This window comes from Burkholderia sp. MSMB617WGS (genome assembly GCF_001532025.2).
Taxonomy (GTDB): Bacteria; Pseudomonadota; Gammaproteobacteria; order Burkholderiales; family Burkholderiaceae; genus Burkholderia; species Burkholderia savannae.
In genome coordinates this window covers 2,290,074-2,311,416 of record NZ_CP013458.1, presented here as the reverse complement: position 1 = coordinate 2,311,416, position 21,343 = coordinate 2,290,074, and the positions used below count along the sequence as shown (strand labels likewise).

General features: G+C 68.3%; 15 protein-coding genes, 2 tRNA genes and 1 rRNA gene. 15 read left to right on the top strand and 3 right to left on the bottom strand.

What is annotated here, in order from left to right:
- Positions 1-35 precede the first annotated feature (35 nt).
- The gene (locus WT60_RS31125; protein WP_060355183.1) at positions 36-2,210 is read left to right on the top strand and encodes a malate synthase G; all 2,175 of its coding nucleotides are present in this window, start codon (positions 36-38) and stop codon (positions 2,208-2,210) included.
- Here the strand turns inward: WT60_RS31125 and WT60_RS31120 are convergent.
- Positions 2,171-2,527: a hypothetical protein gene (locus tag WT60_RS31120; protein ID WP_145986926.1), complete on the bottom strand. Its 357-nt coding sequence runs from the start codon at positions 2,525-2,527 to the stop codon at positions 2,171-2,173. The genes WT60_RS31125 and WT60_RS31120 overlap by 40 nt on opposite strands.
- On the opposite strand from WT60_RS31120, the gene WT60_RS31115 reads away from it, so the two are divergent.
- Positions 2,526-4,175, top strand: a complete 1,650-nt coding sequence (locus tag WT60_RS31115) for an L-lactate permease (RefSeq protein WP_038754932.1) — start codon at positions 2,526-2,528, stop codon at positions 4,173-4,175. The two genes, WT60_RS31120 and WT60_RS31115, sit on opposite strands and share 2 nt — an antisense overlap.
- 601 nt (positions 4,176-4,776) lie before the next feature.
- Here the strand turns inward: WT60_RS31115 and WT60_RS31110 are convergent.
- Positions 4,777-6,762, bottom strand: a complete 1,986-nt coding sequence (locus tag WT60_RS31110) for a sugar phosphate isomerase/epimerase and 4-hydroxyphenylpyruvate domain-containing protein (protein ID WP_060355181.1) — start codon at positions 6,760-6,762, stop codon at positions 4,777-4,779.
- A gap of 254 nt (positions 6,763-7,016) precedes the next feature.
- On the opposite strand from WT60_RS31110, the gene aroQ reads away from it, so the two are divergent.
- From aroQ to WT60_RS31090, 3 genes are read left to right on the top strand one after another with little or no spacing between them, the layout of a single operon-like run.
- Positions 7,017-7,472, top strand: a complete 456-nt coding sequence (gene aroQ, locus WT60_RS31100; protein ID WP_038754938.1) for a type II 3-dehydroquinate dehydratase — start codon at positions 7,017-7,019, stop codon at positions 7,470-7,472.
- Positions 7,469-8,323 (top strand): shikimate dehydrogenase, encoded by an 855-nt coding sequence (locus tag WT60_RS31095; RefSeq protein ID WP_060355180.1) that lies wholly within the window; start codon positions 7,469-7,471, stop codon positions 8,321-8,323. The genes aroQ and WT60_RS31095 overlap by 4 nt, the downstream gene beginning before the upstream one ends.
- 43 nt (positions 8,324-8,366) lie before the next feature.
- Positions 8,367-9,710, top strand: coding sequence for an MFS transporter (locus WT60_RS31090; RefSeq protein ID WP_060355179.1), 1,344 nt, complete (start codon positions 8,367-8,369; stop codon positions 9,708-9,710).
- Positions 9,711-10,004: 294 nt separating this feature from the next.
- Here the strand turns inward: WT60_RS31090 and WT60_RS31085 are convergent, their stop codons facing one another.
- Complete coding sequence (locus tag WT60_RS31085; protein WP_059670258.1) at positions 10,005-11,114, bottom strand: 2-aminoethylphosphonate--pyruvate transaminase; 1,110 nt, start codon at positions 11,112-11,114, stop codon at positions 10,005-10,007.
- Positions 11,115-11,352: 238 nt separating this feature from the next.
- Between WT60_RS31085 and phnS the strand changes: the two genes are divergently transcribed.
- From phnS to WT60_RS31015, 10 genes are all read left to right on the top strand, one after another.
- Positions 11,353-12,435, top strand: coding sequence for a 2-aminoethylphosphonate ABC transporter substrate-binding protein (gene phnS / locus WT60_RS31075; RefSeq protein ID WP_038754949.1), 1,083 nt, complete (start codon positions 11,353-11,355; stop codon positions 12,433-12,435).
- A gap of 56 nt (positions 12,436-12,491) precedes the next feature.
- Positions 12,492-13,589, top strand: a complete 1,098-nt coding sequence (phnT, locus tag WT60_RS31070) for a 2-aminoethylphosphonate ABC transport system ATP-binding subunit PhnT (RefSeq protein WP_038754952.1) — start codon at positions 12,492-12,494, stop codon at positions 13,587-13,589.
- Positions 13,567-14,514: a 2-aminoethylphosphonate ABC transporter permease subunit gene (gene phnU, locus WT60_RS31065; RefSeq protein WP_060355178.1), complete on the top strand. Its 948-nt coding sequence runs from the start codon at positions 13,567-13,569 to the stop codon at positions 14,512-14,514. The genes phnT and phnU overlap by 23 nt, the downstream gene beginning before the upstream one ends.
- Positions 14,504-15,358 (top strand): 2-aminoethylphosphonate ABC transport system, membrane component PhnV, encoded by an 855-nt coding sequence (gene phnV, locus WT60_RS31060; RefSeq protein ID WP_038754958.1) that lies wholly within the window; start codon positions 14,504-14,506, stop codon positions 15,356-15,358. The genes phnU and phnV overlap by 11 nt, the downstream gene beginning before the upstream one ends.
- A 30-nt stretch (positions 15,359-15,388) precedes the next feature.
- On the top strand, positions 15,389-16,660 hold the full coding sequence (gene phnA, locus WT60_RS31055; protein ID WP_038754961.1) for a phosphonoacetate hydrolase: 1,272 nt from the start codon (positions 15,389-15,391) through the stop codon (positions 16,658-16,660).
- On the top strand, positions 16,657-18,111 hold the full coding sequence (gene phnY, locus WT60_RS31050) for a phosphonoacetaldehyde dehydrogenase (RefSeq protein WP_060355177.1): 1,455 nt from the start codon (positions 16,657-16,659) through the stop codon (positions 18,109-18,111). The genes phnA and phnY overlap by 4 nt, the downstream gene beginning before the upstream one ends.
- Positions 18,112-18,115: 4 nt before the next feature.
- Positions 18,116-18,667: a phosphonate degradation HD-domain oxygenase gene (locus WT60_RS31045; RefSeq protein WP_038754968.1), complete on the top strand. Its 552-nt coding sequence runs from the start codon at positions 18,116-18,118 to the stop codon at positions 18,665-18,667.
- A gap of 623 nt (positions 18,668-19,290) precedes the next feature.
- A 16S ribosomal RNA gene (locus WT60_RS31025) occupies positions 19,291-20,823 on the top strand.
- Between the two features lie 63 nt (positions 20,824-20,886).
- A tRNA-Ile gene (locus WT60_RS31020) sits at positions 20,887-20,963 on the top strand.
- Between the two features lie 38 nt (positions 20,964-21,001).
- A tRNA-Ala gene (locus WT60_RS31015) sits at positions 21,002-21,077 on the top strand.
- Positions 21,078-21,343: the final 266 nt, after the last annotated feature.

The following is a 21,343-nucleotide window of genomic DNA, read 5'->3' as shown; positions in this document are numbered from 1 at the left end:
CGGCGGCGAGCGACGTAACCGACGGAGAAAGCAGCATGATCGAGCTACACGGACTCCAGGTCGACGAAGGTCTTGCCCGGTTCATCGAGCAGGAGGCGCTGCCCGGCACGGGCGTCGACGCGGGCGCGTTCTGGCGGGGCTTCGCCGCGCTCGTGCACGACCTCGCGCCGCGCAACCGCGCGCTGCTCGCCGAGCGCGACCGGCTGCAGCGCGAGCTCGACGGCTGGCACCGCGCGCACCCCGGACCGGTGCGCGATCCGCGCGCCTACCGCGCGTTCCTCGATCGGATCGGCTATCTGGTGCCGCCGCCCGAGCGCGTCGCGGTGACGACGGCGAACGTCGACGCCGAAATCGCGTCGCAGGCGGGGCCGCAGCTCGTCGTGCCGCTGTCGAACGCGCGCTACGCGCTGAACGCGGCGAACGCGCGCTGGGGCAGCCTGTACGACGCGCTGTACGGCACCGATGCGCTGCCCGAGGACGGCGGCGCGACGCGCGCGGGCCCCTACAACCCGGTGCGCGGCCAGCGCGTGATCGACTACGCGCGCGATTTCCTCGATCGCGCGGTGCCGCTCCTGCACGGCTCGCATCGCGACGCGCTCCGCTATCGCGTCGAGGGCGGCAGGCTCGCCGTCGACACCCGCGACGGCACGAAAACGCTCGCGCGCCCCGGGCAGTTCGCCGGCCACCAGGGCGAGGCCGACGCGCCGGGCGTCGTGCTGCTCACGCACCACGGGCTGCACATCGAGATCCGGATCGACGCGTCGGCGCCGATCGGCCGGAACGATCCGGCGCACGTGAACGACGTGGTGCTCGAGGCGGCGGTGAGCACGATCATCGATTGCGAGGATTCGGTCGCGGCCGTCGACGCGGACGACAAAGTCCAGCTCTACCGCAACTGGCTCGGGCTGATTCAGGGCACGCTGACCGAGGCGGTCGACAAGGGCGGGCGCACGTTCACGCGCCGCCTGAACGCGGACCGCGAGTACCGCGCGCCCGACGGCTCGACGCTGACGCTGCACGGCCGCTCGCTCCTCTTCGTGCGTAACGTCGGCCATCTGATGACGACGAACGCGGTGCTCGGGCGCGACGGCAACGAGATTCCGGAAGGTGTCCTCGACGGCGTCGTGACGACGCTTTGCGCGATGCACGATCTGCAGTCGAAGCGCAACTCGCGCACGGGCTCGATCTACATCGTGAAGCCGAAGATGCACGGGCCGGCGGAAGTCGCGTTCGCGGACGCGCTGTTCGCGCGCGTCGAGGATCTGCTCGGCTTGCCGCGCGACACGATCAAGATGGGGATCATGGACGAGGAGCGCCGCACGAGCGTGAACCTGTCCGCGTGCATCGCGGCGGCGCCGGCGCGCGTCGCGTTCATCAACACGGGCTTTCTCGACCGCACGGGCGACGAGATGCACAGCGCGATGGAAGCCGGGCCGATGTGCCGCAAGGGCGACATGAAGTCGTCCGCGTGGATCGCCGCGTACGAGCGCAACAACGTGCTCGCCGGGCTCGCGGCCGGGCTGCGCGGCCGCGCGCAGATCGGCAAGGGCATGTGGGCGATGCCGGACCTGATGCGCGCGATGCTCGAGCAGAAGATCGCGCATCCGCGCGCGGGCGCGAACACCGCGTGGGTGCCCTCGCCGACCGCGGCGACGCTGCACGCGCTGCATTATCACGAGGTCGACGTGCAGGCGGTCCAGCAGGAACTCGAAACGATCGACTACGCGCGCGAGCGCGACGCGCTGCTCGACGGCCTGTTGACGATTCCCGTCGTCGAGCGCGCCGCGTGGAGCGAGGACGAGATCCGCGCCGAAGTCGAGAACAACGCGCAGGGGATTCTCGGCTACGTCGTGCGCTGGGTCGAGCAGGGCGTCGGCTGCTCGAAGGTGCCCGACATCCACGACGTCGGCCTGATGGAAGACCGCGCGACGCTGCGCATCTCAAGCCAGCACATCGCGAATTGGCTGCATCACGGCGTCGTGACGCGCGCGTTCGTCGATGCGGTGTTCGAGCGGATGGCGCGCGTCGTCGATGCGCAGAACGCGGGCGACGCGCACTATCGCCCGATGGCGCCCGACGGCGCGAATTCGTACGCGTTGCGCGCCGCACGCGCGCTCGTGCTGGAGGGGCGCGACCAGCCGAGCGGCTATACCGAGCCGCTGCTGCACCGTTACCGGCTCGCGTTCAAGCGGCACCTGCAGGCGGGCTGACGCGGCGGCGGGGCGCTCCGCCGCCCGCCGCCCGCCGCCATCGCCGCGCGTCCGGCGAAGACGCGCGTGCAAGGATGCGAGCGCACGCGCGCGGCGCGCGAAGCGCCGCCGACGACAAGGCCGACGACAAGGCCGACGACAAGGCCGACGACAAGGCCGACGACAAGACCGACAACAAGACCGACAACAAGATCGACGACAAGATCGACGACAAGATCGACAACAAGATCGACAACAAGATCGACAACAAGATCGACGACAAGATCGACGACAAGACCGAGACAGGAACCGTTCCGAGGGGAGACAGGAGACAACATGAACCCTTCAATCGCACTGCCGGCGGGGATCGCGTTCGCCCAGCCGCTGACCCCCGTCGCCCATTCGCTCGCGCTGTCGTTTCTCGTCGCCGTGCTGCCGATCGCGGTCGCGCTCGCGATGCTCGGGCTGTTCCGCCGTCCGGCGTGGCAGGCGTCGCTCGCGGGCCTCGCGACCGGCATCGTCGTCGCGGTCGCCGTCTGGGGGATGCCGGTCGGGCTCGCGCTGGACGCGGTCGGCGCGGGCATGGCGCTCGCGCTGATCCCCGTGATGTGGATCGTGTTCAACGCGCTGCTGCTGTACAACATCGCGGTGAAATCGGGCCGCTTCGACCAGTTCCGCCAATGGATGCTCGATCATCTGCCCGACGATCGCCGCCTCGTGCTGCTCGTCGTCGCGTTCTCGTTCGGCTGCCTGCTCGAAGGCATTTCCGGCTTCGGCACGCCCGTCGCGATCACGAGCGCGCTCCTGATCGCGCTCGGCTTTCCGGCGATCGAGGCGCTCACCTTCGCGCTGATCTTCAACACCGCGCCCGTCGCGTTCGGCGCGCTCGGCGTGCCGATCACCGTGCTCGGCGCGGTGACGTCGCTGCATCCGGACACGCTCGGCGCGATGGTCGGCCGCCAGCTGCCGTTCTTCGCGCTGCTGCTGCCGTTCTACGTCGTCGGGATCTACGGCGGCCTGCGTTCGATCGGCCGGCTGTGGCCGGCGCTTTTCGTGTCCGGCGGCAGCTTTGCGCTCGCGCAGTTCGTCACGTCGAACTTCATCAGCTATCAGCTGACCGACGTGCTGTCGTCGCTCACGTCGCTGATCGTGACGATCGGATTCCTGAAAATCTGGAAGCCGCGGCCCGATCCGCAGTTCGCGATCCCGCGCGGCGACGCGGCCGTCGGCGCGGGCGCCGCGCACGGGCGCGTCGGCTACGGCGGCTGGCTGCCGTGGCTCGTCGTGTCGGTGATCGTGATCTTCTGGGTGCACGCGGGCGTCGCCGCGATCGGCGACATGAAGATCAAGTGGCCCGGCTTGCACGACGCGGTCTACATGACGCTCTATCACAAGCCGTACGTGGCGATCTGGGATTTCCAGCCGCTCGGCACCGGCACCGCGATCCTGCTGTCGGCGATCGTCACGGCCGTGTGGACGCGCACCGGCGTCGCGAGCTTCTTCGGCTGCGTCGCGCAGACGTGGCGGCAGACGCGCATCGCGATCGTCACCGTGATGATGATCGTCGGGCTTGCGTACCTGCTCAACTATTCGGGGATGAGCTACACGCTCGGGATGGGCGTCGCGTCGACGGGCGCGCTGTTCCCGCTCGTGTCGGCCACGCTCGGCTGGATCGCGGTGTTCCTGTCGGGCAGCGACACGTCGGGCAACGCACTCTTCGGCAACCTGCAGGTCGTCGCCGCGAAGCAGCTCGGCTTCGATCCGGTGCTGATGGCCGCGACGAACTCGTCGGGCGGCGTGATGGGCAAGATGATCTCGCCGCAGAACATCGCGACCGGCGTGTCGACGACCGATCTGAAAGGGCAGGAAGGCGTCGTGTTCGCGCGGACCTTCTGGCACAGCGTGATCCTCACGCTGCTGCTCGGCGTGCTCGTGTTTCTCCAGCAGCACGTGCTGAGCTGGATGATTCCGGCGCTGCCGCATTGACGGCGCAGGGGGCGGCGCGCGCGTCGGCGGGCGGATCGCGGCGGCGCGCGGCGCGTCGCGGCGCGTCGCGGGACGGCGCGGGACAGCGCGGGACAGCGCGGGACAGCGCGGGACGGCGCGCTTTTTTCCCGCGATTTTCCGCGCGCGGTGCGCGCCAGGCGATCACGAAACGCGGCCGGTCGGGCGCAATGGTGCGTTCGAATTCACTCGACGGCGTCGCCGGACGCGAACGGCGGGGCGATCCGGCTCGCGTTCGCCGTGGCGGTACGACAAGGCGGTGTGGCGCGCTTCGGCGCATGCCGGAACGCGGGCGAAGTGGCATTTCGCGCCGCGATCGAATGCGATGCGGGACGTGCTAATTGTCGAGTGCCAAGTGCCAAGTGCCAAGTGCCAAGTGCCAAGTGCTATGTGCTATGTGCTATGTGCGGCGTGCTATGCGCGACGTGCGACGCGTGGGCCGCGACGCACGGCATGGCGTGACGTCGCGGGCCGCCGCTGGGCCAATCGTCACGTCTTTTCGACGCGCGACAGCCGTGCGCGCCGCCCGCCGGCCATGCGCGCGCCGGCCTGAACGCCGCCCGCGCCGGCTGCCGCGCCGCGCTCACTTGCGCCGCTGCGCCTGCGCGGCGAGCCGCACGGCCGCGTTCGCCGCGCCGTACCCGTCGTAGCCGCCGCGCCGCTCGACGAGCTCGAACGAAAAGCGGTTGTCGACGAGCTCGGTGTACGCGTGCAGGAACTCGCCGCCCGCTTCGTCGCGGTCGTAGAGCAGATGATGGCGGCTGAGCGTATCGATCGTCTCGTCGGGCAGCGCGTAGCGCGCGGCGAGATCGTCGTAGTAATTGCGTGGAATCCGCAGGAACGGCACGCCGTCCGCCGCGAATTCGGCGATCGCCGCGACGATGTCGTCGGTGCGGAACGCGACGTGATTGAGCCCCGTGCCGCGATAGCGCTCGAGCGACTGGACGACGGCCGTATGCCGGTCCACCGACGCGTTCAGCGCGATCCGCACCGAGCCGTCCGGGCTGCGCACCGCGCGGCTGCGCACGAGCCCGTACGGATCGGGCACGAGCCAGTTGCGCTCGGCCTCGAAGCCGAACGCGGTCTTGAAGAACAGCACCCACGTGTCGAGCGCGTCTGCGGGCAGCGCGAGGCACACGTGATCGATGCCGGCGAGCGGGCCGACCTCGCTCGGCCCGTCGATGTCGGTGAGCACGAAGTCCGATTCGTACAGCGTCGGCGCGCCGGGCGCCTCGTCGACGAAATATTCGAGGCTGCCGTCCGGCGCGCGCACGCTTGGCAGCACGCGCTCGTTCGGGCCGACGCGGCCCGAGAACGGCGCGTAGCCGTAGCCCGCCGCGCGCTCGAACGCGAGCCGCGCGTCGTCGACGCGAAACGCCGACGCGCACAGCGACAGGCCGTGCTCCTGAAAGAACGCGTCGGCGAACGAGTCGCGCTCGGCGTTCAGCACGATCGACGCCGCGCCGTGCTGATAGAGCGTCACGTCCTTCGACCGGTGGCGGCCCGCGCGCCTGAAGCGCAGCTTGCCGAGCCAGCCGGCGACGTTCTCGGCGGCGGCCGCGTCCACCGCGAATTCGATGAACTGGAAGCCGACGTGCGTGGGCGCGGGCGGCGGCGCGAAGAGCGGCTGCGACGGCCTCGGGGCGATGCGCGGGCCCGCGCCGCGCGCGGCTTCCTGCCCGGCTTGTTCGGCGTGTCCCGTTTGTTCCGCTTGTCCCGCCTGCCCCGCCGGCGCCCGCCTTGCTTCGCGGGCGAGCCGCGCGCGCGTCGTTTCTTCGAGATAGAGCAGCGACCGGTAGCCGTCGGCCGCCGTCAGCGCGGTCGGCGCGGCGCGCAGGCCGTCGTTGAAGATTTCGAGCGACAGCGGCCCTTCGTAGCCCGATTCGATCACGCGCGCGGTGAATTCCGCGAGGTCGAAGTCGCCCTGGCCCGGAAACGACCGGTAATGACGGCTCCATTCGAGCACGTCCATCGCGAGCTTCGGCGCGTCGGCGATCTGCACGAACGCGATCCGGCTGCCCGGAATGCGCGCGATGCCGTCGGGCGAATCGTCGAGCGACAGCGTGTGGAAGCTGTCGAGCGCGAGCCCGAGGTTCGGATGGCCGACCGCGTCGACGAGCCGCCACGCGTGGCCGTAGGTCTTCACGTTTCGACCCCATGCAAGCGCCTCGTACGCGACGACGACGCCCGCCTCTTGCGCGGCGCGCGCGAGCGCGCCCAACTGGTCGACGAGCAGCGCGTCGTCGCCGAGCGCGTCCGGCGACACGTTGCTGCACACGAGAATGCGCTCCGCGCCCAGTTCGTGCATCAGCTCGAACTTTCGCTTCGCGCGTTCGAGATTGCGCGCGAGGCGCTCGGGCGGCACGCCCTCGAAGTCGCGAAACGGCTGGAACAGCACGATGTCGAGGCCGAGATCGGCGGCGATGCGGCGCACGTCGGCGGGCGAGCCGTCGAAGTACAGCAAGTCGTTCTCGAAGATCTCGACGCCGTCGAAGCCGGCCGCGCGGATCGCGTTGAGCTTCTCGACGAGCGTGCCGGACAGCGACACGGTGGCGATCGAACGCTGCATGGTGAGTTTCCCGCTGGTGAGGGACGGCGCGCGGCCGGTTGCGCCGCGCCGCTGGAGGAGGCACGTTGCCGGCCGCGCGCCGTCGAAGGTCGGAAAGGCGCGAGTCGCAGAGTATACGAACTAACTAGATGGTACAAATTATAGAAAACCCGGAAAGACTTTGCGCAAGCGCAAGCGCACACTGACGCCGGATCTTGACGACGCGGGCGCGTTCGTCTACGGATGCGTACCCGTTTTTTACCGGAGTGTCATACATGAGCAAGCCGAAGGTGCTGGTCCTGAACGGGCCGAACCTGAACCTGCTGGGCAAGCGCGAGCCGCACATCTACGGCTCGGAAACGCTGCAGGACGTCGAGCGCCGCTGCGCGGACGCCGCGCACGCGCTCGGCCTCGCGCTCGAGTTTCGCCAGTCGAACGCCGAGCATCAGCTGATCGACTGGCTGCACGAAGCGCGCGAGCGCGTTGCGGGCGTGGTGATCAATCCGGCCGCGTACACGCACACGTCGGTCGCGATCGCCGACGCGCTCGCCGCGCTCGGCAAGCCGATCATCGAAGTGCACATCTCGAACATCCACCGGCGCGAGGCGTTTCGCCACCATTCGTTCGTGTCGGCGGTCGCCGACGGCGTGATCTGCGGCTGCGGCACCGAAGGCTACGTGCTCGCGCTGCAGCGGATCGCGACGCTGATCGGGCGGGAGGGCGCGCGATGAGCGGACGTTCGTTTCTGATCGGCCTGATCGGCTCCGGGATCGGCGGTTCGCTGTCGCCCGCGATGCACGAGGAGGAAGGCCGCCGCCAGGGCTTGAACTACGTGTACCGGCGCATCGATCTGGACGCGCTGCGGCTGACGGCCGACGCGCTGCCCGAGCTGCTCGCGGCGGCCGAGCGGATGGGCTTCGACGGGCTGAACATCACGCATCCGTGCAAGCAGCGCGTGATCGAGCTGCTCGACGAGTTGTCGCCGGACGCGGCCGCGCTCGGCGCGGTCAACACGGTGCGCTTGCTCGGCGGCCGGCGGATCGGCCACAACACCGACTGGTCGGGCTTCGCGAAGGCGTTCGCGCGCGGGCTGCCGGGCGCGCCGCTCACGCGCGTCGCGCAGCTGGGCGCGGGCGGCGCGGGCGCGGCCGTCGCGCATGCGGCGCTGACGATGGGCGCGGCGGAGCTCGCGCTCTTCGACGTCGACCCGGCGCGCGCACGCGCGCTCGCCGATCAGTTGCAGGCGCGCTTCCCGCAAGCGCGCCTGAGCGCGGGCGGCTCGCTCGCCGAAGCGCTCGCGAGCGCGAACGGCCTCGTTCACGCGACGCCGACCGGCATGCTCAAGCATCCGGGCCTGCCGCTGCCGGCCGAGTTGCTGCGCCCCGACCTGTGGGTCGCGGACATCGTCTATTTCCCGCTCGAAACCGAACTGATCCGCACGGCGCGCGCGCTCGGCTGCCGCACGCTGCCGGGGGGCGGCATGGCGGTGTACCAGGCGGTCGACGCGTTCGAGATCTTCACCGGCCGCGCGCCGGACGCCGAGCGCATGTTCGAGCACTTCCAGGCGCTCGTCGCGCGCTGAATTTCCCAACCAGACAGAACGACGGATACAACAGGAGACATCGATGCCCCAGCCGATCAACACCGACGCCGCGGCGAGCGCGGCCGTCGCGACCGCCCGCGCGCCGGGCGCCGCGCAGCCGCGCTCGAATGCGCGCTACCGGATTCTCGCGCTGCTCGCGATCGGGACGATGATCAATTATCTCGATCGCACGGTGCTCGGCGTCGCGGCGCCCGGCCTGACGAAAGAGCTCGGCATCGGCGCGGCGGCGATGGGCGTGATGTTCTCCGCGTTCTCGTGGACCTACGTGCTCGCGCAGGTGCCGGGCGGCCTGCTGCTCGACCGCTTCGGCAGCAAGATCACCTATTACTGGTCGATGACGCTGTGGTCCGCGTTCACGCTGCTGCAAGGCTTCGTTCACGGCGTCGCGCCGCTCCTCGCGTGCCGGCTCGGGCTCGGCTTCTCCGAAGCGCCGTGCTTTCCGACCAACAGCCGCGTCGTCGCGACCTGGTTCCCGCAGAAGGAGCGCGCGATGGCGACGGGCACCTACACCGTCGGCGAATACATCGGCCTCGCGTTCCTGAGCCCCGTGCTGTTCGCGCTGATGGGCGCGTTCGGCTGGCGCTCGCTCTTCTGGGTCGTGGGCGGCGTCGGCATCGTGTTCGGCTTCGTCTGGTGGAAGCTCTATCACGAGCCGCAGGACCATCCGCGCGCGAACGCGGCCGAGCTCGCGTACATCGAGGGCGGCGGCGGCCTCGTGCAATCGTCGCGCGACGGCCGGCGCGCGAAGTTCAGCTGGCGCATCGCCGGCCGGTTGCTGAAGAAGCGCCAGCTCGCGGGCATCTGCCTCGGCCAGTTCGCCGGCAACTCGACGCTCGTGTTCTTTCTCACGTGGTTCCCGACCTATCTCGCGACCGAGCGCCACATGGGCTGGCTCAAGATCGGCTTCTTCGCGGTGATGCCGTTCATCGCCGCGTCCGTCGGCGTGATGTTCGGCGGGATCTTCTCCGACTGGCTGCTGCGCCGCGGAAAGTCGGCGAACGTCGCGCGCAAGCTGCCGATCATCGCGGGCCTGCTGCTCGCATCGACGATCGTGCTCGCGAACTACGTGCAGAGCAACGAGGCGGTGATCGCGATCATGTCGGTCGCGTTCTTCGCGCAGGGGATGGCCGCGCTCGGCTGGACGCTCGTGTCCGACATCGCGCCCGAAGGGCTTCTCGGCGCGACGGGCGGCATCTTCAACCTCGCCGCGAACCTCGCGGGCATCGTCACGCCGCTCGTCGTCGGCTTCATCGTCGCGGCGACCGGGTCGTTCGTCGGCGCGCTCGCGTTCATCGGCGTCGTCGCGCTGATCGGCGCGCTGTCGTACATCTTCGTCGTCGGCGACATCAAGCGGATCGAACTGTAAGCGGCGCGCGCCGAATGAACCGCGCGCGCGGCCCGATTGGATCGCGCGCGCCGTTTTTTTCGCGTCGGGGCGGATCGCGGTGGGCAGCTCGCGGCCGGATCGACGACGGCGCGCGCGCTCGGCCGCCGTCGCGTTTGCGCGATGCGCCGGCGCGCTCGACACGTGCCGTCCGTTGCCCCGCCGCGTCCGGGGCGACTTCGCCGCCTCTGTATTGCCGCGTCCGCATCACCACCTCCGATTACCACCTCTGCATCACCACCTCCGAATTACCACCTCTGCATCACCGCTTCCACATCACCGCATCGCAATCCCGAGCGACTTCAGCGCGCCGCCGATCGCCGCCACCGCCCCCCGCATCTCGTCCGCGCCGATCGCGCCGATGCAGCCGACGCGAAACGTGTCGGCCGTCGTCAGCTTGCCCGGATACAGCACGTAGCCGGCGTCGCGCACGGCCGCGTAGAACGCCGGGAACGCATACGCGGGATCGGCGGGCGCGTGGAACGTGACGATCACGCTCGCCTGCGCGCGCGCATCGAGAAACGGCTCGAAGCCGAGCGCGCGCATTCCGTCGATCAGCGTCGCGCAGTTGTTCGCATAGCGCGCGCCGCGCGCCGGCTGCCCGCCTTCGTCGAAGAACTGGTCGAGCGCGGCGCGCAGCGCGGCGAGCACGTGCGTCGGCGGCGTGAAGCGCCATTGCGACGTGCGCTGCATGTATGCGTATTGGTCGTGAAGATCGAGCGCGACCGACGCGGAGCGCCCTTCGGACGCTTCGAGCAGCGCGCGCCGAACGATCACGAAGCCCATGCCGGGCACGCCTTCGAGACACTTGCCGCTCGCCGAGATCAACGCGTCGACGCCGCTGTCGGCGAGCGCGATCGGCAGCGCGCCGAACGAGCTCATCGCATCGACGATCAGCGCCTTTCGGCGCGCGCGGCAGACGGCCGCGATGCCGTCGAGCGGATTGAGCAGCCCGGCGCTGGTTTCCAGATGCACGAGCGCGACGTGCGTGATGCGCGGATCGCACGCGAGCGCATCGTCGATCGCCTGCGCGCTCGCCGGTTCGTCTTCGGCGAACGGCAGCTCGACGTGCGCGATGCCGAGCCGGCTCAGGATCGTCGCGATCCGCGCGCAGTACGCGCCGTTGTTCGGCACGAGCACGCGGCCGTCGCGCGGCACGAGCGAGCCGAGCGCCGCCTCGACCGCGAACGTGCCGCTTCCCTGCAGCGGCACGCAGACGAAGGCGTCGCCGCCGCCCGCGATCCGCACGAGGTCCGCGCAGACGCTCAGCGTCAGCTGGTTGAAAGCGGCGTCCCACGAGCCCCAGTCGCGCAGCATCGCGTCGCGCGTCTTGCGCGACGTCGTCAGCGGGCCCGGCGTCAACAGGATCGGATCACGTGCGTGCATGGCGTCGTCACTCCAGGAAAGGTCGAATCGAGTGATTCGATGATGTGGAGGATATTGGCGAAATGTGTCGTTTTTTGGAAATCGAGTCAATCGTCACGGCGCTGTCATCGAACGCTGTGATGCTTCGGGTGCCGCGAAAGACCGGAGCGTCCGGCCGCGGCGGGACGGCGGCGCGGCCCGCGCGGACGGCGATTTGCGCCGTTCGGCCGTTCGTGGTTCCACCCTACGGAGAAGCGACATGACGGATTCGAAGTTCCCGCGCGGCGGCGCCTGGCGCCGCTTCGCGCTCGCCGCCGGCGCGGCCGCGCTGTTGCAAGGCGTTGCGACGCACGCGCAAGCGGCGGCGGTCGTGCTGTACACGGCGGACGGCCTCGAGAACCTGTACCGCGACGTGCTGCCCGCGTTCGAGAAGCAGGAAGGCGTGAAGGTCAACATCGTGACGGCGGGCAGCGGCGAAGTGGTGAACCGCGCGAACGTCGAGAAGGGCTCTCCGAAGGCCGACGTGATCGTCACGCTGCCGCCGTTCATCCAGCAGGCGGGCCAGCTCGGCCTCCTGCAGCCGTACCGCAGCGTCAACTACAAGAACGTGCCGGCGATCGCGAAGGCGGACGACGGCTCGTGGGCCACCTTCGTCAACAACTACTTCTCGTTCGCGATCAACCCGTCGGTCGTGAAGAGCCAGCCGAAGACGTTCGCCGATCTGCTGCATCCGGATTACAGCGGCAAGCTCGCGTACTCGAACCCGGCGACGGCGGGCGACGGGATGGCCGTGATCATCCTGACGAGCGCGCTGATGGGCGAGGACAAGGCGTTCGACTATCTCGCGAAGCTCGAGCGCGGCGTGAAGTTCCACACGAAGGGCACGGGCTACCTGAACGTGCTGCTGTCGCGCAACGAGATCGCGGTCGCGAACGGCGATCTGCAGATGGATCTCGACGACGCCGAGCACGGCGGCCTGTCGATCAAGCCGATCTTCGTTTCCGCGAAGGACGGCGAGCCGCCGACGACGTTCCAGCTGCCGTACGCGATCGGCCTCGTCAAGAGCGGCCCGAACCAGGACGCGGGCAAGAAGCTGATCGACTACCTGATGTCGACCGACGTGCAGGCGAAGGTGCCCGACATGTTCGGCATCCCGGGCCGCACCGACGTGCCGCTCGCGGGCAAGAACGGCGAGGCGGTGAAGCGCGCGATCGCCGGCGTGAAGCTGATTCCGGTCGACTGGAACGCGGTGATGGCGAAGAAGCCCGTCTGGACCGAGCGCTGGAAGAAGGAAGTGATCGGCGATTCGGGCAAGCAGACCGAAGTCGTCAAGCCGAAATGAGCGGACGCCGCGGCCGCGACAAGCCGACGCGATGACGCGTCGAAGGACGAAACCTGTTGGATACCGCTAGTCTCACCCACCACGGCGCGTTCGATGCGGCGCGCCCGCACGCGAGCCCGCACGCGGGCTCGCCGGGCGGCGTGCGCATCGAGCACTTGAGCGTGCGTTACGGCGCGCGCACGGTGCTCGACGACCTGTCGCTCGACATCGGCGCGGGCGAGCTGCTCGCCGTGCTCGGCAAGAGCGGCTGCGGCAAGACGACGTTGCTGCGCTTCATCGCCGGCTTCGTGAAGGCGGACGGCCTGACGGGCACGCTCGCCGTCGCCGGCCGCGACCTGACGCATGCGCCGCCGCACAAGCGCAATCTCGGATTGCTGTTTCAGAACTACGCGCTGTTCCCGCATTTGACGGTGTTCGAGAACGTCGCGTTCGGGCTGCGCGCGCGGCGCATGTCGTCGTCGGAAATCGCGCGGCGCGTGGCCGATGCGCTCAAGCTCGTGCAGCTCGGCGACGCCGGACATCATCTGCCCGCGCAGTTGTCGGGCGGCATGCAGCAGCGCGTCGCGCTCGCGCGCGCGCTCGTGATCGAGCCGGACGTGCTGCTGCTCGACGAGCCGCTGTCCGCGCTCGACGCGAACCTGCGCGCGTCGGTGCGCAGCGAGCTGAAGGCGCTGCACGAGCGGCTGCCGAACCTGACCGTCGTCTGCGTGACGCACGATCGCGACGATGCGCTCGTGCTCGCCGACCGCGCGCTGCTGATGCGCGACGGCCGCGTCGCGCAGCTCGGCACGCCGCAGCAACTGTACGACGCGCCCGCCGACGGCTTCGTCGCGCGCTATCTGGGCGCGGCGAACCTGCTGCCGCCGAACGTCGTGTTCCCGTTCGGCGATCCGCGCCACGACGTGCGCGACAAGGTCGCATGCGTGAGGCCGGAGCGCCTGACGGTGTGCCCGCTCGGCGTCGGGCGGCTGCACGGCACGATCGCGTCGGTCGAATGGCACGGCGCGGCGCTGTCGCTGACCGTGACGCTCGATGCGGCGTGCGACGAGCCGGTGCTCGTCTCGATGCAGCGCGGCCGGGGCCCGGCGCCCGAGCGCGGCGCGCGCGTGTCGCTCGATTGCGAGGCGGACGATGTCGCTCTTATCTCGCCTTGAGCCGCGCGCGGCGCTCGCCGACGATCCGGCGGCGCACGCCCGCATCCGCGCATCGGCCGACGCGCACGACGCCGCCGCGCGCCGGCGCGAGCGCGGCGCGAACGCGCGCGTCGTCGCGCTCGCGGCCATCGTGCTCGGCCCGCTCGTGCTGTATCCGCTCGCGCGGCTCGTGCTGCTGAGCGTGCTCGGCGACCACGGCCCGACGCTCGCCGCGTACCGGGCCTTCTTCGCGAGTCACGACGTGCGCGAGGTGCTCGGCACGACGCTCTGGGTGCTCGTCGCGAGCGCGGGCACCGCGTCGGTCGTCGGCGTGCTGCTCGCCGCGCTGCTGTTCTTCCGGCCGTTTCCGGGCGCGTCGCTCGTCACGCGCTTCCTCGAGCTGTACGTCGCGTTCCCGTCGTTTCTCGTCGCGTTCACGCTGATCTTCCTGTACGGCTCGCAAGGCTCGGTCAGCATCGCGCTGCAGCGCGTTCTCGGCCTCGACGCGCCGCCGCTCGATTTCCTGTTCGGCGCGGGCGGCGTGATTCTCGCTCAGACGGTGTTCTACACGCCGTTCGTCGTGCGGCCGACGCTCGCGTCGTTCGCGACGCTCGATCCGCGGCTCGTCGAAGCCGCGTCGAGCCTGGGCGCGAACGGCTGGATGCTCGCGCGGCGCGTCGTGCTGCCGCTCGCGTGGCCGGGCATCGCGGCGGGCGTGATCCTGTGCTTCCTGCTCACGCTGAACGAATTCGGCATCCTGCTCGTGCTCGGCAGCGCGAAGCTCGTCACGCTGCCGGTGGCGATCTACAGCAGCGCGACCGTCGACATCGATCTGCCGGCCGCGGCCGCCGGCGCGGTCGTGATGCTCGCGATGTCGCTCACGCTCTACGCGCTGTACCGGCGAATGAGCCGGCGCGCGAGCGAAGGAGGGCGCGATGTCCGCTGAATTCCCGGCGCGCGCCGCCGCGGTGCCGCGCCGCGAGCCGCGCTGGACCGATACGGCGGCGCGCGTCGCGTCGCGCGCGCTCGTCGCGCTCGCGGCCGTCGCCTGCTGCTGGCTGTTCGTGCTGCCCGTCGTCGTCGTCGCGTTGTCGAGCGTCGCCGAGCACTGGTCGGGCACGATCCTGCCGGCGGGCTACAGCCTGCGCTGGTTCGAGCGCCTCGGCCGGCCCGAATTCGACGCGCTCGCGGCGAGCCTCGAGATCGGGCTCGGCGTCGCCGCGCTCGGCACCGCGCTCGGCATCGCGCTGGCGCTCGCGCTCGAAGGGCGCAGCCGGCGCGGTGTCGGCGCGCTCGTCGACGCGCTCGTGATGCTGCCGAACGGCGTGCCGAGCGTCGTGCTCGGGCTCGCCGTGCTGATCGCGTATCACGCGAAGCCCGTCGATCTGTCGAGCTCGCCCGCGATCGTCGTGCTCGTGCAGCTCGCGCTCGTGCTGCCGTTCTGCTACCGGTGCGCGGCCGCCGCGTTGCGCCCCGAGCTGACCGTGCTGCGTGAGGCGGCGGCGAGCCTCGGCGCGCCGCCCGCGATGGTGTTGCGCCGCGTGCTGCTGCCGCAGCTCGTGCCGGCGATCCGCGCGAGCCTCGCGCTCGGCTTCGCGCTGTCGCTCGGCGAGCTCGGCGCGACGCTGACCGTCTATCCGCCCGGCTTCGCGACCGTGCCGATCGTCGTGATCGGCGACGTCGAGCGCGGCTACTACCTGCCCGCGTCGGCGCTGTCGCTGCTGCTGCTCGGCGCGTCGCTCGTCGCGCTCGTCGCGATCGCGGCGCGCGCGCCGCGGCCGGGGCGGTGAGCGCGAGGCGGCGCGCGCGTTGCGCGTAACATGAACGAAAGGCCCCCCAGGGCGGACACCATGAATCGACACATCGAAGTCAACGGGCGCGTCTACCGGATGCCGGCCGAGCCGACCGTCGCCGTCTGCGTCGACGGCTGCGAGTACGCGTATCTGGAAGAGGCCGCGAACGCGGGCGTCGCGCCGTTCATCGCGCGGATGCTGCGCGAAGGCTCGGCGTTCGACGCCGACTGCGTGATCCCGTCGTTCACGAACCCGAACAACCTGTCGATCGTGTGCGGCGCGCCGCCGTCGGTGCACGGCATCTGCGGCAATTTCTTCTGGGATTCCGACGCGCAGGGTGGCGCGGGCGCCGCGGTGATGATGAACGACCCCGCGTACCTGCGCGCGGGCACGCTGCTCGCCGCGGCGGCGGACGCGGGCGCGCGGGTCGCGGTCGTGACCGCGAAGGACAAGCTGCGGCGGCTGCTCGGCTGGCGAATGCGCGGCGTGTGCTTCTCGGCGGAGAAGGCGAATCAGGCGAACCTCGGCGAGAACGGCATCTGCGACGTGCTCGACTTCGTCGGCCTGCCGTCGCCCGACGTCTACAGCGCGGCGCTGTCCGAATTCGTGCTCGCGGCGGGCGTGCGGCTCGCGCAGAGCCGGCGCGCGGACCTGATGTACCTGTCGACGACCGATTACGTGCAGCACAAGTGCGCGCCGGGCAGCGACGGCGCGAACGCGTTCTACGCGATGATGGACCGCTACCTCGCGGCGCTCGACGCGCTCGGCTGGGCGATCGGCGTGACCGCGGACCACGGGATGAACGCGAAGCACGATCCGCGCACGGGCGCGCCGAACGTCGTCTATCTGCAGGACGCGCTCGACGCGTGGCTCGGCCCGCGCCGCGCGCGCGTGATCCTGCCGATCACCGATCCGTACGTCGTCCATCACGGCGCGCTCGGCTCGTTCGCGACGATCTATCTCGAGCAAGACGCCGACGCAGCCGCGCTCATCGGCCGCCTGCGCGCGCTCGACGGCATCGAGCTCGCGCTCGGCAACGCGACGGCCGCCGGGCGCTTCGAGCTGCCGGCCGACCGGATCGGCGACGTCGTCGTCGTGAGCCGGCGCGACGTCGCGCTCGGCACGCGCGCGAGCGAGCACGACCTGTCGGGCCTGACGGTGCCGCTGCGCTCGCACGGCGGCCTGTCCGAGCAGCGCGTGCCGCTCCTGTTCAATCGCCGGATCGAGGGCGTCGAGCCGGACCGCCGGCTGCGCAACTTCGATCTGTTCGATCTCGCGCTGAACCGGGCCGTGCAATGACGGGGGCGCTCCTTCGCGACCATCCGGCGTTCCGCGCCGAGACGCTGCGCTGGTGCGGCGAGCGGGCGGCGCGCGCCCGGACGCTCGACGTATTCGATCCGTATTCGGGGATGCGCGTCGGCACGGCGCCGCTCGCGTCGGTCGACGACGTGCGGTGCGCGTTCGACTACGCGGCCGCCTATCGGCCGGCGCTGTCGCGCTACGAGCGCTCGCAGATCCTCGAGCGCGCGGCGGCGCGGCTGAACGCATGCGCGGAAGAAGCGTCGACGCTGATTTCGCTCGAATCGGGCCTGTCGAAGCAGGATTCGCGCTACGAGATCGGCCGCGTCGCGGACGTGTTCAAGTTCGCGTCGATCGAGGCGCTGCGCGACGACGCGCAGAGCTACTCGTGCGATCTGACGCCGCACGGCACGTCGCGCCGCGTGTTCTCGCAGCGGCAGCCGCTCGACGGCGTGATCGTCGCGATCACGCCGTTCAATCATCCGATGAACCAGGTCGCGCACAAGATCGCGCCCGCGATCGCGACGAACAACCGCGTGATCGTGAAGCCGTCGGAAAAGGTGCCGCTGTCGGCGCTGTATCTCGCCGACGTGCTGTACGAAGCGGGATTGCCCGAGCCGATGCTGCAGGTGCTGACGGGCGATCCGCGGGAGATCGCCGACGAGCTGCTCACGCACCCGAGCGCGACGCTGATCACGTTCACGGGCGGCGTCGCGATCGGCAAGTACATCGCGGCGAAGGCGGGCTACCGGCGCATCGTGCTCGAGCTGGGCGGCAACGATCCGCTGATCGTGCTCGACGACGCCGACCTCGAGCGCGCGGCGGCGCTCGCCGCGCAGGGCTCGTACAAGAATTCGGGGCAACGCTGCACGGCGGTCAAGCGCATCCTGGTGCAGAAGGGCGTCGCGCCTCGCTTCACGGAGCTGCTCGTCGAGAAGACCCGCGCATGGACGTACGGCGACCCGTTCGATCCGGCGAACCGGATGGGCACGGTGATCGACGAGGCGGCGGCCGCGCTGTTCGAGGCGCGCGTCGACGAGGCGGTGTCGCAAGGCGCGCGCCTGCTGGCCGGCAACGCGCGGCGCGGCGCGCTGTATGCGCCGACGGTGCTCGATCGCGTCGACGCGTCGATGACGCTCGTGCGGGAGGAAACGTTCGGGCCGGTGTCGCCGATCATCGCGTTCGACACGATCGACGACGCGATCCGGATCAGCAACGGCACCGCGTTCGGCCTGTCGTCGGGCGTGTGCACGGATCGCGCGGACGCGATCGTGCGCTTCGTCAATGAACTGAACGTCGGCACGGTGAACGTGTGGGAGGTGCCGGGCTACCGGCTCGAGCTGACGCCGTTCGGCGGGATCAAGGATTCGGGCTTGGGATACAAGGAAGGGGTCCAGGAGGCGATGAAGAGCTTCACGAACCTGAAGACCTTCTCCTTGCCGTGGTCGTGACGAGATGGCGCTGACACTCGACGACATTCGCGCGCTGTTCGATCGCCACGGCGACATCGCGTACAGCGGCGAGCCGGTGACGCAGCGCGAGCATGCGCTGCAAAGCGCGCAGCTCGCGCAAGAGGCGGGCGCGGGCGACGCGCTGATCGCGGCGGCGCTGTTGCACGACCTGGGGCACCTGCTGAATCTCCAGGGCGAGACGCCGACCGCGCACGGCATCGACGATCTGCATCAGTACTACGTGCTGCCGTTCCTGCGGCCGTTGCTGCCTGACGCGGCGCTGGAGCCGATCCGCCTGCACGTCGACGCGAAGCGCTGCCTCTGCGCGATCGACGCGTCGTATCGCGCCTGCCTGTCGGCGGACTCGGCGCGCAGCCTGCAGCTGCAGGGCGGCGTCTTCTCGGGCGCGCAAGCCGATGCGTTCCTGCAGCACCCCTACGCGGCGGACGCGATCCGCCTGCGCCGCTGGGACGATCTCGCGAAGGCGGCCGGCAAGGCCACGCCGGATGTGGATCACTACATGCGTGTGGTCGCGCGCGTCGCCGCTTCCTTATAAACGGCCGCGCGAGCGTCCTCTTGTATAAGGATAAGGGCGCTCATGCAAGGCAAGGACGCTCGCGCGGACACGGTCGAGCACGGGCGCCGAACCGATGCGCGCGGCCGCACGCATCGGCCGTTTCGCGATCCCGAAGCGTCGGCGCAAAAAACTGTCGAAAGGGGCTTGCGCGTGGGAGGGGTTGTGCCTACAATCACGCCTCTTTCGCGCCAAGCCGAACGCGGCGCGAGAGGGGAAGCGGGAAGTTCCGATGCCGAGGTGGTAAGGTCGAAGCGGTAGCCGACCGGCGGTGCGGAAAGGTGATCAGGGCGGAGCGCGACGCGGCAGTAAAAAAGTTGTTGACGCGCTGCGAATAAGTGATCATAATCTCGTTTCTCTGCTGCAGACAACGCAGCGCTGCTGAGAAGGCGGCAGAAAGTAGTGAAGTCTTCTCGCAGATGTGCTCTTTAACAATGAACAGCCGATAAGTGTGGGCGCTTGATGGAAGCGGGCGATCCTTGGATCGCAAGCAAAAGTATCAAGAGTCTCACACTAAAGTAAGTCAGGTTTATGGAGCAATTCATATACCTGTCAGCTTTGAGTGAGCGACCGGTTGGAAACAACCGAAAACAGTAACAGGAATTGAACTGAAGAGTTTGATCCTGGCTCAGATTGAACGCTGGCGGCATGCCTTACACATGCAAGTCGAACGGCAGCACGGGTGCTTGCACCTGGTGGCGAGTGGCGAACGGGTGAGTAAAACATCGGAACATGTCCTGTAGTGGGGGATAGCCCGGCGAAAGCCGGATTAATACCGCATACGATCTACGGATGAAAGCGGGGGACCTTCGGGCCTCGCGCTATAGGGTTGGCCGATGGCTGATTAGCTAGTTGGTGGGGTAAAGGCCTACCAAGGCGACGATCAGTAGCTGGTCTGAGAGGACGACCAGCCACACTGGGACTGAGACACGGCCCAGACTCCTACGGGAGGCAGCAGTGGGGAATTTTGGACAATGGGCGAAAGCCTGATCCAGCAATGCCGCGTGTGTGAAGAAGGCCTTCGGGTTGTAAAGCACTTTTGTCCGGAAAGAAAACCTTTGGGCTAATACCCTAGGGGGATGACGGTACCGGAAGAATAAGCACCGGCTAACTACGTGCCAGCAGCCGCGGTAATACGTAGGGTGCGAGCGTTAATCGGAATTACTGGGCGTAAAGCGTGCGCAGGCGGTTTGCTAAGACCGATGTGAAATCCCCGGGCTCAACCTGGGAACTGCATTGGTGACTGGCAGGCTAGAGTATGGCAGAGGGGGGTAGAATTCCACGTGTAGCAGTGAAATGCGTAGAGATGTGGAGGAATACCGATGGCGAAGGCAGCCCCCTGGGCCAATACTGACGCTCATGCACGAAAGCGTGGGGAGCAAACAGGATTAGATACCCTGGTAGTCCACGCCCTAAACGATGTCAACTAGTTGTTGGGGATTCATTTCCTTAGTAACGTAGCTAACGCGTGAAGTTGACCGCCTGGGGAGTACGGTCGCAAGATTAAAACTCAAAGGAATTGACGGGGACCCGCACAAGCGGTGGATGATGTGGATTAATTCGATGCAACGCGAAAAACCTTACCTACCCTTGACATGGTCGGAATCCTGCTGAGAGGCGGGAGTGCTCGAAAGAGAACCGGCGCACAGGTGCTGCATGGCTGTCGTCAGCTCGTGTCGTGAGATGTTGGGTTAAGTCCCGCAACGAGCGCAACCCTTGTCCTTAGTTGCTACGCAAGAGCACTCTAAGGAGACTGCCGGTGACAAACCGGAGGAAGGTGGGGATGACGTCAAGTCCTCATGGCCCTTATGGGTAGGGCTTCACACGTCATACAATGGTCGGAACAGAGGGTCGCCAACCCGCGAGGGGGAGCCAATCCCAGAAAACCGATCGTAGTCCGGATTGCACTCTGCAACTCGAGTGCATGAAGCTGGAATCGCTAGTAATCGCGGATCAGCATGCCGCGGTGAATACGTTCCCGGGTCTTGTACACACCGCCCGTCACACCATGGGAGTGGGTTTTACCAGAAGTGGCTAGTCTAACCGCAAGGAGGACGGTCACCACGGTAGGATTCATGACTGGGGTGAAGTCGTAACAAGGTAGCCGTATCGGAAGGTGCGGCTGGATCACCTCCTTTCTCGAGCTTATTTCCGCGAAGTTGAGCGCTCACGCTTATCGGCTGTAATCAAGACAGACTCAGGGGTCTGTAGCTCAGTCGGTTAGAGCACCGTCTTGATAAGGCGGGGGTCGTTGGTTCGAATCCAACCAGACCCACCAAGTTGTCTGGCGCAGGAAACCTGGGTGAAGTCTCTGTAGGGGGCATAGCTCAGCTGGGAGAGCACCTGCTTTGCAAGCAGGGGGTCGTCGGTTCGATCCCGTCTGCCTCCACCAATTGCGGTGCTCGTTAGTGCTTCAGCGCTTACGGGCATCTCACTCCCGAAGGGAGTCCCAATGGAGAATATTTGATTGGGTTCGAGAGAACGAATCGAGTATTCCCCATTGGCGATTGAGCCAGTCAGAGTGATACGTAGTACGTATCGGCTGTCGTTCTTTAACAATCTGGAAGAAGTAAGTAATTTGGATAGCGGAAGCGTCTAATGAGATGGACGTGGAAACTATCCGGGTTGTGATTGTATCGATGTATCTCAAGATGATTC